This is a genomic window from Burkholderia sp. Se-20373, from assembly GCF_017104705.1.
Classification (GTDB): Bacteria; Pseudomonadota; Gammaproteobacteria; order Burkholderiales; family Burkholderiaceae; genus Burkholderia.
The window spans coordinates 86571-99593 of sequence record NZ_JAAGPH010000001.1 but is presented as its reverse complement, the minus strand read 5'-3'; the positions used below and the strand labels follow the sequence as shown (position 1 = coordinate 99593).

The 13023-nt window shown below is 54.0% G+C and carries 15 protein-coding genes; 12 read left to right on the top strand and 3 right to left on the bottom strand.

Going from position 1 to position 13023, the window contains the following annotated elements; genetic code table 11:
* Positions 1 to 67 precede the first annotated feature (67 nt).
* The 10 genes from G3N96_RS00475 (at position 68) to G3N96_RS00430 (ending at position 9689) form a co-directional block, all read left to right on the top strand.
* Positions 68 to 1219 carry a radical SAM protein gene (locus G3N96_RS00475; protein WP_206135833.1) on the top strand — a complete coding sequence of 384 codons (1152 nt, stop codon included), beginning with the start codon at positions 68 to 70 and terminating at the stop codon, positions 1217 to 1219.
* Positions 1197 to 2108, top strand: a complete 912-nt coding sequence (locus G3N96_RS00470) for a glycosyltransferase (protein WP_206135832.1) — start codon at positions 1197 to 1199, stop codon at positions 2106 to 2108. Before G3N96_RS00475 ends, G3N96_RS00470 begins: the two co-directional genes overlap by 23 nt.
* 13 nt (positions 2109 to 2121) lie before the next feature.
* A complete protein-coding gene (locus G3N96_RS00465; RefSeq protein WP_206135831.1) occupies positions 2122 to 3291 on the top strand; it encodes a radical SAM protein in 1170 nt (389 codons plus the stop codon).
* On the top strand, positions 3292 to 4572 hold the full coding sequence (locus G3N96_RS00460) for a glycosyltransferase family 2 protein (RefSeq protein WP_206135830.1): 1281 nt from the start codon (positions 3292 to 3294) through the stop codon (positions 4570 to 4572). It abuts the gene before it with no gap.
* A 2-nt stretch (positions 4573 to 4574) separates the two neighbouring features.
* Positions 4575 to 5186, top strand: coding sequence for a deoxynucleoside kinase (locus tag G3N96_RS00455; RefSeq protein WP_206135829.1), 612 nt, complete (start codon positions 4575 to 4577; stop codon positions 5184 to 5186).
* On the top strand, positions 5187 to 5765 hold the full coding sequence (locus tag G3N96_RS00450) for a hypothetical protein (protein ID WP_206135828.1): 579 nt from the start codon (positions 5187 to 5189) through the stop codon (positions 5763 to 5765).
* Positions 5749 to 6666: a phosphotransferase gene (locus G3N96_RS00445; RefSeq protein WP_206135827.1), complete on the top strand. Its 918-nt coding sequence runs from the start codon at positions 5749 to 5751 to the stop codon at positions 6664 to 6666. The genes G3N96_RS00450 and G3N96_RS00445 overlap by 17 nt, the downstream gene beginning before the upstream one ends.
* On the top strand, positions 6666 to 7367 hold the full coding sequence (locus G3N96_RS00440) for an AAA family ATPase (protein WP_206135826.1): 702 nt from the start codon (positions 6666 to 6668) through the stop codon (positions 7365 to 7367). The genes G3N96_RS00445 and G3N96_RS00440 overlap by 1 nt, the downstream gene beginning before the upstream one ends.
* Before the next feature lie 136 nt (positions 7368 to 7503).
* Positions 7504 to 8649 (top strand): NAD-dependent epimerase/dehydratase family protein, encoded by a 1146-nt coding sequence (locus G3N96_RS00435; RefSeq protein ID WP_206135825.1) that lies wholly within the window; start codon positions 7504 to 7506, stop codon positions 8647 to 8649.
* Positions 8646 to 9689, top strand: a complete 1044-nt coding sequence (locus tag G3N96_RS00430) for a nucleotidyltransferase domain-containing protein (RefSeq protein WP_206135824.1) — start codon at positions 8646 to 8648, stop codon at positions 9687 to 9689. The genes G3N96_RS00435 and G3N96_RS00430 overlap by 4 nt, the downstream gene beginning before the upstream one ends.
* Before the next feature lie 30 nt (positions 9690 to 9719).
* Here the strand turns inward: G3N96_RS00430 and G3N96_RS00425 are convergent, their stop codons facing one another.
* From G3N96_RS00425 to G3N96_RS00415, 3 genes are read right to left on the bottom strand one after another with little or no spacing between them, the layout of a single operon-like run.
* Positions 9720 to 10319 carry a dual specificity protein phosphatase family protein gene (locus G3N96_RS00425; RefSeq protein WP_206135823.1) on the bottom strand — a complete coding sequence of 200 codons (600 nt, stop codon included), beginning with the start codon at positions 10317 to 10319 and terminating at the stop codon, positions 9720 to 9722.
* Positions 10320 to 10350: 31 nt separating this feature from the next.
* Positions 10351 to 10611: a hypothetical protein gene (locus G3N96_RS00420; RefSeq protein WP_206135876.1), complete on the bottom strand. Its 261-nt coding sequence runs from the start codon at positions 10609 to 10611 to the stop codon at positions 10351 to 10353.
* Entirely contained in the window at positions 10608 to 11711 is a 1104-nt protein-coding gene (locus G3N96_RS00415; RefSeq protein ID WP_241022383.1) for a hypothetical protein, read from the bottom strand. The genes G3N96_RS00420 and G3N96_RS00415 overlap by 4 nt, the downstream gene beginning before the upstream one ends.
* Positions 11712 to 12044: 333 nt before the next feature.
* On the opposite strand from G3N96_RS00415, the gene G3N96_RS00410 reads away from it, so the two are divergent.
* Together G3N96_RS00410 and G3N96_RS00405 are read left to right on the top strand one after the other, a co-directional pair.
* Entirely contained in the window at positions 12045 to 12659 is a 615-nt protein-coding gene (locus G3N96_RS00410; protein WP_206135822.1) for a LysE family translocator, read from the top strand.
* Between the two features lie 110 nt (positions 12660 to 12769).
* Positions 12770 to 13018 carry a hypothetical protein gene (locus G3N96_RS00405; protein ID WP_046548863.1) on the top strand — a complete coding sequence of 83 codons (249 nt, stop codon included), beginning with the start codon at positions 12770 to 12772 and terminating at the stop codon, positions 13016 to 13018.
* The last annotated feature ends 5 nt before the right edge of the window (positions 13019 to 13023 follow it).

The following is a 13023-nucleotide window of genomic DNA, read 5'->3' as shown; positions in this document are numbered from 1 at the left end:
GGATTGCCGGCACGCCCCTCAACCATGCAGCCGCCGGAAAACCTGGCATATCAGAGGAAAACCAAAATTGAACGAAACGCCCCGTGCCCTCAAGCAGCTGGTCATAAAGCCCACTGTTTACTGCTTTCACAAATGCCCCTACTGCGATCTTCGCCAGGACTACTACCAAGAGGTACTGAAAAAAAATAAGGCGCGCGTCATCCCGGTACGTGACACCCGAACGAACACACCCGGCCTCGAAATGAACGCCAAAGCCGCGAAGTTCAATCCTGGGCACATGCCATTGGAAATGGCATTGCAAAGTATCGACGAAGCCGCTGCCCTAGGCATGGAATCGATGCAGTTGAGCGGCGGAGACCCGCTTCTCTATCCACACCTCACGGAAGTCATCAGCGCGGCTGCAAAGCATCAGGGTGTGTTCGTCTTCATGAATTCCGTTGGCACGCAGGTCTCCGCTGCAAAGGTGCGGGAACTGATCGACGCAGGTCTGATGGCCTGGAACTTCTCCATTGATACGCTCGATCCAGCTTTGTACGAGGAGCTGCGGGGCGTCAACCGCGCGCTAGAGAAAATCATGGCGGCCATTGCAACCGTGCGTTCCGTTGCAGTGGACTATCCGGACTTCTGTATCAACTATATGACGGTAATTACAAACAAGAATTACCGAGAACTCCCTGACCTTTTTTCTCATTGTCTGGAAACAGGGGTCGCCTCGATCTATCTCATGAATGTCTACGGCGATGTGGAAGGCCGCTCATTGTTATCCGTTGACCAAATACAAGAGTTTCGGAATGAAATCGTTCCTGAAATTTTGCGTCGAATCAACGATAAATCACCTTACGACATTGTCAAGACCAATGCAGAATCGGTAATGAATACCTTCTTTTCATCAGAAAATTCTGATGAAAATTATTCAAAAGGAATCTATTGGCCTAGCCCCGCAGCGGCGAAGGCCGCGTGCAGAACGCCCGAACATTACGCACTGATCGAGCCCGATGGAAAGGTCCTGCCGTGCTGCTTGGTCGAAATCTCTCACGAAGGAGAGGTTGGGGATATGTCCAAGAACTCACTGACAGACGTCTGGGCCGCTTCCGGCTATTCCAATTTCCGAAGAAACCGAATCGATTTTTGCGTGAAGTGCTCCTCCCCACGCAACAAGACTGTCGGGTTTATTCCAAAGCTATGTCGACAATTCAATGTATTCGAAATCGAAAATTGACGCCAGCGTAGTTATCGCAGTCTGTAATGATTTGCGAGTGAATCGGCTGCTTGAAACCTTGAAATCTCAGCAGCCCCATCCCTATACGTTCGAGATTCTGGTTATCGAGAATGGCACTCGTGATTTGGAAGAAATATGCAACCAATTTCGAGATGATTTAGCCATCCACTATTTCCATCAAGAAGCCCCTAACTCCGCGGCGGCCCGGAACATTGGACTGAAGCATGCCCGGGGACGTTACATCCTCATGACCGATGCGGATGTCATCGTGACCAATACTTGGGTGCGAAAACTGGTCGAATCGCTCGATAACTCGAATCACGCCGCAGTCGGCGGCTCAATAAGGAAAGCATCCATGGACACGTGGGTCCAGAAGGCAGCCATAACGATAGTCAACGGACAATCGCTCCTGAGCTACCTTCCCGCATCGCCCTATCCGTATGTCGTTGGCGCAAATGTCGCCTACCGGGCTCAGTTAGTGCGTCAAATTGGCGGCTTCGACGAAGAATTGAAATCTGGTGCCGATGTCGACATCTGCTACAAGCTCGGATACGCCGGACAAACCATAGGGCTGGAACCGGAAGCCATCATTTACCACGAGGACCGATCCACGCTCAGGAAGCATTTTCAGCGCTTTGCCTTCTACGCAGAATACCAGGTTTTGCTGTTTGCAAAGTACCGTCACCTGACAGAGCGAAGATTTGTGCTGAATTCCTACCCTTTAAAGCGCGCACTACTCGCCATTGCACTCATGCCTGGCGCTGTTTTACTAGTTTTGCTTGGCCGCTTCACGCTAATTCAGAAAGTCATTACGCAACTCGTTGAAGCCGCTGGAATATGGTGGGGCAGCATCAAGGGTGCATTCAAACACAGGCAATTTTACATTTAGAAGAATACAGAAAATGGCATATACCATCGCGAAAAATCATCGGTCCCTGACACGCCGCGGGGTGCTTTGGCTGGGTCTCAAGTGTGACATTAAGTGCAAGTTCTGCTACGACGAGAACGTCGACAAGAAGGACAAGCTGTGGCTACCGCTGGACGATGCCAAGCATGCGTTGGAAAAATTCCGTTTCTACTATGGAAACGAGTATGTCGATTTCATGGGTGGTGAGCCCACGCTTCATCCGCGAGTGCTCGAAATAATTGAACATTGCGCTTCCATTGGCCTCAAGCCGACATTGATCACGCACGGCATGCACCTGGCCGACCGCAAGCGCGCTGAGGCGTTCAAGTCCGCTGGCGTTCACGACTTCCTAATGTCCATTCACGGCGTGGGAGAAAACGTAGCCCAATTGCACGGCCGCAACGTCGAAAATTTTGATCGTCAGGTACAGGCGATCGACAACCTGAATGCACTTGAAATTCCGGTGCGTTTTAACTGTATTTTGATCCGTGACAACCTTTTCGATCTGTCCTCCATTGTTGAGCTGGCAAAATCCAGAAATGTAAAAATCATTAATTTCTTGACCTTCAACCCTTATTTCGAATGGCGTGGCGCACCTGAAATTCCTTTCCAGGCAAAACATTCCGAAATCATGCAGCATCTTGGACCGGCCTTGCACCTGTGCAACGATTACGGCATTGAAGCAAATGTTCGATATATGCCAATATGCCAGCTGAATGGATTCGAGTCCCACGCATTCACCGGCTACCAGCTACCTTATGACGTTCACGAGTGGGACTACAACAGCTGGTACGATCGCGGGCTAAGGGGTCAGCCGTCGCAAGAATGGTATTACTCGGCATCCGCTGATCAAAAAGCTCGCCACTCGTATATCCATACGGAGAAATGTCAGAACTGCGCCGCCCGAAACATATGTGACGGCTTTCACGCTCAGTATTTGGCACGATGGGGCTCCGAAGAAGCCGCTCCATACAGTGGGGAATTGATTTCGGACCCCATTCATTATATTAGCCAGCAGGCGAAGTACGAATATGCAAAAGGCAATTTGCCTCCTCCTGCGCACCGCATGGAATTCGATCCACTCGCCAATATCACGCAGTTCAACGGTGCCGATGAACATCGCGCTGGCGTGCGCGTCAATCTCCCTGCGACTCGGAGAAAGTAAATGGTCCAGATCGTAACGGCGTTCCTGGCGTGCCTAATCATTCGGAATTGCTATCTGCTCCGTGCAATATTCCGGAGCTGGGGGTTCCTTTCGTCTGCCACGGATACTTCCCGACTCCGCAGCGAGACGTCCAGGAAGTTTCTGGTGCTTATTCCAATGCTCAGGGAAACGTCGAACATCGAGTCTGCCGTCGATCATTTCAACGCATTCACGCAGCTTGCTGATGTTCAGGTCGTGGTGATAACAACGGAACGCGAGAGAGTCGGGATAGCTGTCACATCGAATACAGACACGATCACCATGGCAGCTCGACTGGCATCGGCCGGTCGCTGCCTGCACATTCACTATCCACATCAGTACGGACTAAAAGGTGATCAGCTAAACTACGCACTGGCTCACCTAGCCGGCCAGATCAGGGACACTCAACTTCAGCACACCTTTGGGCTGATTTACGATGCCGATTCACGCCCTCGTACGGATACGTTGGAGGCATTCAACACCGCCATCGATCACCATCCGGACGCAAATATCTTCCATCAATCGTCCATCTTTCAGGTCCGACACAGACCGCGATCGATGTCCAATTTTTCGACACTACTCGCTGGCGCAGGCGCGTTGCGGGCCAATCGATTCGTCTTGGCCCACGAACTCAGAAAACTGCTTAACAGAATCAGGGACTGCTCCCATGCACGTCACACCTATACGCATGTTACGGGGCACGGTCTCTGCGCGCGACTTTCGTTCCTGCTGCACCATCCTTTTCCTGCCCGAACACCGATCGAGGATATGGAATTCAGTTTTGAACTGTGTGTCCGTGGTGAGCCGATGATTCCGGTGAAGAGTCTGGACAACGCCGAGGTTCCTTTGGATCCGAAGGAGGAATTTCGCCAATTGTCACGCTGGTTTGCGGGTCCAGGCAGATTCCTGTCCTATTTCAGGCGCTACGGACATCAGTCGCCTCTCGGTGCTTTTCAGTTGTCAGCATCCGCAGCACTCATCTCGCTGGAATGGTTGAGCTGCGCTTTCATTGCACCCTTCATCATATGGGCGTGGTTGGCATGCGATTCGGTGGCTGTGAAATTTCTCGTTGCTACCTATTGCGGAATCGTTCTCATGCAGCTCTTCACTGTCCGGTTCTTCCTGAACAAGATGGAAGTAGGGACATCCTTCGCCCATATTGCATTTTATCCAATCAGTTGTATGTTATTCGGCTTAGCGGGAATTTTCGGTGCACTACGGATTGCGGCAGATGCGATCGACAATGGCAAAACGGAGCGCTGAAATTGTCTCATCATCCCTTGATTGTCGCCATTGAAGGAAGAAGCTGCGCCGGAAAAACGACGCTCGCTCGCTCGCTCTGCGCTGGCTGGCCCGACCAGTTTACGCACATGGTCGATTACTGCGACATGGTTGGCGGAGGAAAAAATCTCCCCCGCGCAATACCCCGGGATCTGCAGGAAGAAGCTCGGGCACTCACAACATTCGCCAGTCTGGACGCGCTTCGCTCCGATCGCGTTCAAAACACCGATACGCCGGTATTTCTACTTGACAGAAGCATCTACAGCATCCTGGCTCACTGCTATGCATTGTCCGCGACGCTTCTGGAAGGATGCGCCACACTAGCGGAGAGAATGGTTCCGTCGTTAAAGCAGATACTGTGGCCGGATTTCATTGTCTACTTAAACCTTCCTGACGAAGAGGCAATGGCCCGGAACGCGCGTAGCATAGCAAGGGAGTCCATCTTGATGAACTCCCTATTCAACGATCACCTTGCTGATTACTTTTCAACCGTGCATCAAGAGCATCCGACCTTGCTGCACTATATTGATGCGCGACGGCCGATCGGCGACATCTCACAGCAAGTCTATGAACTGTGCCACTCACAAAGACCGTAAATGACACAATTCAAACACGCGGAAGTGCTCACCTTCAGTGGCGGGATCTACAATTTGCTGGAACCCGAGCTCAGCCAGATTTCCATTCTGGATATCGCGCACTCGCTCTCGAACATTTGTCGCTTTGGTGGACATAGCCGGGTCTTCTATTCCGTCGCGCAACATAGTGTTCTGGTAAGCATGAGTGTCAGAATAGATCTGCAGTTTGATGCACTTCTGCATGATGCGGCTGAGGCCTTGGTTGGCGATGTTCCGAAGCCGCTAAAGCTGCTTCTTCCCGACTATCAAGCAATTGAAAAGAAGGTTGAATCTGCACTTTTCTCGCATTTCGGAATCACGTATCCGCTGGCGAGCGAGATCAAGATTGCAGACAAACGCGTACTGCATACCGAACTGCGCGACCTCACCTTTAATGAACCCACAAACTACGACGAATTGAGGGACTTTTCCCCGCTTCCCGAAAGGATCATTCCATTGAATCCTGCACAAGCCAGGGATTTGTTCATGGAGCGCTTTTCGTCACTTTTCAGGCTCCGTGAGCAGGTACGGGATAGGGGAAATTATGAATGTACGCTTTAGTGATGGCTCTTCGTGGTCGCTGGCCGCTATCAACGCCTTGCTTGATCGCCGGTGCGAAGGCGGGTTTCATAATCTGCAGCTTTTATCGAACGGACAGTCGACGGTGCTAAGTGGGACACAGCGTTCGTCCGATCTTCCGGTGGTTGTGAAACTTACAATTGCACCGGGCACGGCAAAGTCGGAAGCCTACTTCCTGGATCGTTGGCGAGCAAACGGCGTTCCGGTACCCAATGTCTTGCTGGCTGACAACACAATCCGAGACCATGAGCCCGACATTCTGGTCATGGAGAGAGTGAATGGCGCACCGCTCGCCGGATTCGGCCATGTGTCAACCGACATGGCGAAGCGAATCGCCAAGCTTCAAAGTCTTATGCATCGTGCCGGCGGTCAAGGATACGGTCGGCCCGACAGGGAACAACCGTGGCGAGGTGTGACCGACACCTTCTCCGACGAAATGGAGATCGAGTGGGAACGGCGTCTTGCTCAGTTAGCGCAGCACGAAATGTTCCGGGGGCAACTGCGTTCACAATTTCTCGCTGCAACCTGCTGCATCGAATCGGATTGCGGACACGAAAAAAGCGGTGGTACCTTGACCCATTCGGATCTCTCCATGGACAACGTCCTGCTGAATGCGGATGGAGATATCGTGATCATCGATCCGAATTGCCGCCTCACGCATCCAGCGATGTGCGCTGCGTATACCTTTCTGCGACTCAGCCTCGGTGGTCAAGCAGACACCGCGCATATATACAGGGCCTCGTATTTGTCCGATAGCGGAATCAGCGAACAGGTATTCGGTGCAGCGCTTCAACTGCGGACTATACTTTCAATTTCCACTTGGATGAAGAAGGGTAAATTCAGCGAAGCGGCCGACGCCGCACGCATTGCCGGGCTTTCCTGATGCAATCCAACACCGTAAAATTCCTCGTCGCCATTGAGGGCTCCGATGGCTCAGGGAAATCTACCCTGATTCAGGCGCTCGAGGCGCGCGCGACGCAGGCCAATGTAAGCTTCCTGAAGCGATCGTTCCACGACCAGCCAATGGTCAAGGCCATCATCCGGAATTTCGAAGCCCATCACTGCATTACAAACGAGATGGTCTCCGCATGCCTCTGGGCTTCCGCTGCGTACACCATGGAGCAGGTTGCCGGTTCGCCTGCGCAGCTTGTGGTTTGTGACCGATATGACCTCACGGGAAGGTTATATGACCGGTTTTGCGGCATCCCCCCGGCGCTCACATCCACAAACGCAGCATTGCTTCCCCAGCCAGATCTCTACGTCTATCTCGATTTGACACCCCATCTCGCATTGAAACGGGTCTTGTCGCGTAGCGGGAAGGTTTCCTTCTTTGAAACCATGGACCAGTACGAGGTTGGGCATCGAAATACCGAACTACGCAAGGCTTACCAGATGGGGCTCATTGACCCGGCTGCAGCCAATAACTCCTTTCTGGAGAAGAAGAGGAACGAGCGTGCATTCGCGCGCGAATTGTTTCCGGCAATACCCAATCTTCGTATCCTGGATGCGTCCCGACCCGCCCACAGCCTAGTGGAGGACTGCTGGGAACAGATCGCTACGGGTCTGGTTCCACGCACACTCTGATGCTGATTGTCCAATCTCGACAGTTTCCCAACGCGGCCTATATTGCACCGCGCGGCGACATCCGGTTGTCGGCAGCGATCGAGCAAGTTGATTCACAACTTCGCGCGCCGCGATACGCAAGAACGTTGCAAATAAGGTGGGTGGATTGCAAGACTACACAATGACAAAACAACGCATTCTCGTGGCTGGCGGTGCAGGATTCATTGGAAGTCACGTCTGTGATGCATTGATTTCAAGCGGGCGATCTGTCATTTGCCTGGACGACCTGAGCACAGGCACGATGGAAAATATCAGACACCTTTTCGTGGACCCAAGATTTGAGTTCATAGAGGGTGATGTCACGCGTCCGAGAGGGATTGACTGTGACGCGATACTGAATTTTGCCTGCGCAGCTTCACCCATTGCCTATCAAAAGGACCCCATCCGTACGCTACGCGTGAACTTTGAAGGTACGCGACATCTGCTGGATCTTGCGAGGGTCAATAAGGTCCCTTTCATCCAGGCTTCTACGAGCGAGGTTTACGGCGATCCGGAGGTTCATCCGCAAGTTGAACCATATCGCGGCTCAGTTAACACAACCGGCCCACGTAGTTGCTATGATGAAGGAAAGAGAGTTGCCGAAGCCCTTTGTCATGCCTATGCCGAGACAGCGGGCGTTGAAGTGAAGATCGTGCGCATCTTCAATACCTACGGTCCTCGAATGAGCATCCACGATGGTCGTGTGATCCCCGAGTTCATCGTCAATGCTCTGACTGGCAACGGGCTGCGCGTCAACGGCACGGGAGCGCAGACCCGTAGCTTCTGCTATATCTCCGACATGGTTGCAGGGATTCTCGCGACCATGGAAACCTCCAACGTGTTTCGCGGGCCAGTCAACATCGGCAATCCCGGTGAGATCTCGATTGCGAGTCTCGCGACGGCAATCGTAGCGTTGACGGGGTCACAAAGCCCGATCGAATTTTCGAAAGCGCTGACTGACGATCCCGCCCGCAGGTGTCCGGATATCGGCTTAGCCCTCTCGCAGCTCGAGTGGCCCGGCCCGCTTGTCGGGCTCAAGGAAGGTCTTCAGAAAACCATCCAACACTTCTCGCGAATACTGTCCTCGTCGAAGGATGCGCCGTCTGGTACACAGATTGCAGAGCGCCCTGCCCGCCATGCTGACTGGCTCACACCAACGGACATCGACGACACTACGGTGGAGGCTGATTCGCACCTCCATTTGCGCTCTGGAAATTGCGCGGGGTACGTAAACGAGATTAACAGAGCAGATCAAGCAAAATGACACATCACCCTCAACTTGACAACGCACGAGATGTGGCCGCTCATCTCTCAGATAGATTCGCATCTCTGAGCAATGATTTGGTCATCTGCGTAAATGGGTCCGTCAGCGAGGGATTTGCAACCCCCAGTTCGGATTACGATTTCCTGATCCTCACCGAACAGGTCCCCGAAACCATTGCGAAAGGATTTCACACAGAAATCATCCAGGGAAAGAGAGTCGAATATCGCCTGATTTCCTTCGCCACCTTCAGGGCCGATATCGAGAAACTGCGCTCTAGATTTCGACAAGGCGGTCAGTCATGGGTCGATATCGACTATGGACACAGGCTGATGCGAGGCATGCCACTGGTGGGAGAGGAACTGTACCGGAATCTCGTTGCAGGGTCCGATATTGAAGCGTTGAAGGAGGCAGCCATCGATTGCGCTTACAGCACGACGCTTGGCACCTTTGACGACTTGCTGGGGGCGACACTCGCTTTTGATACACCTATAAGTGCGCTCTTCGCCAGGCGTTACATGCAGTCATGCATGGATCTGCTTCTAGCAGCTCGAGGTGATACTTACATGAGGGAAAAATGGCGGGCGCTTCGAAGCCGGAAGATGCTAGGTGGAGACTCTCCTCTCCATATGGAGTATATGCAAAGAGAACTCTTTACCGGCGATAGTCAGCGTGACCTGGAACGGGACGTATCGGCAACCCTGGAGTTCGCGCACAAGTTGCAACTTTGCAGTCTTATCGCAATGGATCTGCCATACGCAGTTGCCGCGGAGCACGATGAAGGACACGGCGACATGTTCGTTATATCTGCCCCCGCGTTTATCGTCAGACTGAAACGGAATTTCTATATTCGCACGCGCCAGACAATGCACGGTATTGATCGATCGATGGCAGTGGTTTTCCTTGGCTATCACACACCCATCGCATCAAATCTCGTCAAGACGCAAATGGCCGTACAACTGGGGATCGCTCCCTCCGATGTCGCAAGAATGATTGACGTGCTACGCGCCCTTGAGTTGATCAGACCTTTCGAAGGGAGATGAAGGGGCCGGACACCCGCGCAATTTCGGCGGTTATCCGCCTTTTGCTCGACGCACTTCCACCCACTTCAGAAGAAATGCGCGCTGCGCTGCCAGAGACGGGGATACGGGAAACCGATCGAACTTCTCTATCCCACTGCGTAATAGTCGAAGTGATCCCAGTACGCCCAGCGCATCAATTTTTTCGCTTGCTGCCAGATAGCAGCCTACAGCAATGCCCGTACGCCCAACTCCAGCCAGGCAATGGATATAGGTACGGCGATCATTTTCTAAGCACTTGCTCAAATGGGCGACCAACTGGTCCATGAGGATCGGAGACGGAATTCCTCGATCTACAATCGGAAAACGCGTATGCGATACTTCCTGCTTGTGTTCTGCCGCAATGTCCTCGAGGAGCGGAGCGTATTCATCAAGTTCACCTAGCTCGGTAAGATCGACAAAATCTAGAAAGCCGCACTCCAAAAAAGCGGCAAGCCGTTGTCTGTCAGTTCCCCGAGATGGGTTCAGAGGATAGCCGCCAGCCGCCAGCCGACCGTGCACAACCCAGTATGTGTTGGCATCGGGCAAATTCTCCGTTTCCTCAACCTGAACTGACCCAACTTTTTTGGGCCTTTGATTAAAAGAGACGCTCATCTAGTTTAATGATCAAGTTCTTTCTGACAGACTAGCATGGTCTTTTACTGTCGACTTCATGAGAATGGATTTTATTCACGAACAGCACATTGAGACTAAGGACAACGGGGAGATCGATCAGTGGATCGTGCCGTTCCAGCTGCGCCTGTCCGAACTGCTCGTCAGCCGTATCGCTGAACGGCTGCTTTGCGACCTGCGCACCGCGATCTTCAAGGTACTTGGCCACTGTCTCGGCTGGACTGGCGACCAACCGCGCCTCGTCCACCACGCTGTTGAAACTTCGCACGTTCATCCCCCGTTGTTTTGTCGGGGAATGTAGCACGCCGAGCAGTACCGCTGACCGCACACGCGGCAAGTTTCGTCCGTCAGCCGTGCACCAGATGTTTCGAGGCCCAGCCCCAAAATCTGGACGATTTGATCGCGGTAGTTCCAGGCTCCAAAGACCATGGCAATCAACGCCCCCCAGAACCAATGCTCCCTGATCTTTTCGATTCCGGCTTTGAAGGAGCGCCCGTTTCGCTCGAACCAGTTGGCGTTGGTTTTCAGCGTCCCGCTAAGAGCGCGCTCGGCGAAGTTGGCGAACACGTCGACTTTCGACAGGGTTGAACGATGCATGTCCAAGAACCGCTTCTGCTCCAACGCTTCGGCCTCGCTCTGTCCGACCATGAAATCGCGGGGCGTGATTTGGTTCTTTTCCATGAGCGACCGGATGCGCGGGTGACCCATGTACTTGTTGCCGTAGATCGCGATGAGCACATGAGACAAGTCCACCAGTTGCTTCTTGTCTATGTGGAAACTTCGCGAGCCCAACACCGCCGCGCGGTGTTCCAGCGCCGGGAAACCGGAGTTCATGTCTCGCATGTTCCAGTGCAGCCAGGTGTGAAACTGATGGTCGCGAGCGAACGCAAAAAAGTCCGTCAGCATCGCCTGCTCAAACTCGTCATGCCGATTTTCAATCTGGTCGAGGGCGTGAGCGCGCTCTGCAGCAAAATGGATCGAAAACGAATGAGTCTGCCCGGATTGCAGGTTTCTTACTGCAATCGACGTGACGCGTGGCGAGTCCGCCTTGGTCTGGTCGTAAAAACTCTCGCAAGAGTAGTGAACAATGAGCGTGTTTTCGGGCTTCTTGAACAGGTCGTTCAGTTGCGCTCTCGCCTGTTTCCAGCGGTCGTACAGGTCTTGTTGTTGGCCCATCGTCCAATGGCTTTTACTTGTTCCGGCGCATAAACAATAGCACGGCTCAATCTGCGCGACGGGTGCCGGCGCGGTGCTGCCCCCTAGAAGCGACAACGGGACCGCACGACCCCGCTGTCGTTTCCAGGTGCCGTGCTGTTCGAGACGAAGATAATCGCCGTTGTGCAGCGGCAGTGGGACGTTGACCACCTCCTCCACCGCGTCGCCCAGCGTGCTGGCTTCGCGGACTTGGTAAGCACGCCATCAATCGTCATAAGATTGTGCGAAGATATGCGTTCCCCAAAAATTGACTCAATATTCGACTCATAACGCTGCAGATCGAGCTCACAAGCAAGGAAACGTCGCTTTTATTCAAAGACAACATATTGAGACTGTGGATATCTTTTTTGAGAAACAACAAGCGTCGCCCCCCACAATCATTCCACCCCTCCCCCGTACCGGCATTCGTCAAACCAACTGTACCGGTACTGTACAGAAAACCGTCGCTAAACTGACCTCCATCCCAGTCCCGACCCGAATGGAGAATCCGCGATGGAATTCCTCACCCTCAGCGCGTTGCCCGCCGGCATGCTGTTCGCGCTCGTCACGTCGATCACGCCCGGCCCGAACAACACGATGCTGCTCGCATCCGGCGTCAATTTCGGTTTCCGCCGCACCATGCCCCACCTGTTCGGCATCAGCATCGGCGTCGCGATCCTGATGCTCTGCGTCGGCTTCGGCCTCGGCGAAGCGTTCAAGCGCATGCCGCTGCTGTACACGATCCTCGAAGCCGCGAGCGTCGCGTACCTGCTCTACCTCGCGTGGCGCATCGGCACGTCGGGCGAAGTGAAGGCGCACGGCGGCAAGCCGCGTCCGATGACGTTCATCGAAGCCGCCGCGTTCCAGTGGATCAACCCGAAGGCCTGGATGATGGTGCTGACCGCCGCGACGACGGTCCGCCTGTCCGCCGACTACGGGATGAACGCCGCCTGGATGGCCGTCGTGTTCATCCTGATCGGTTTCCCGTGCATCTGCCTGTGGGCCGCATTCGGCCTCGGCCTGCGCCGCTTCCTGTCGAACCCGCGCGCGCTGCGCATCTTCAACATGACGATGGCCGTGCTGCTGATCCTGTCGCTGTATCCGCTGGTCGCGCACCTGCTGACGTAGTGAGCGCTCACCGCGCGCCCGTTGAGATTCGCCCGATGCAGGCGTACCCTTTTGTTACGGGCGCGCGCAGCCGTTTCGCCGGTTGCGCCGCTGCTGCCGGGAGAGTGTCGATGAAGCCATTGCTGAGGGCGGGCGAGCACATCGAGGGGATGCACTGGATCGCCGAGTATCACCCGCTCACGCACGAGATTCGCGTGCTGCGCGAGGACATCGAGATCGGTATCTACAGCGCGCCGCCGACGATGTTCGGTGAAGAGGAAGACATGGGCGCCGCGAACCTCGCCGATCACCGCGGCCGGGAGGCCGCGCTGCGCGCGTATCTGCGCAACTTCGTGCGGGAACACGACACGGAGGAATAGCCGGC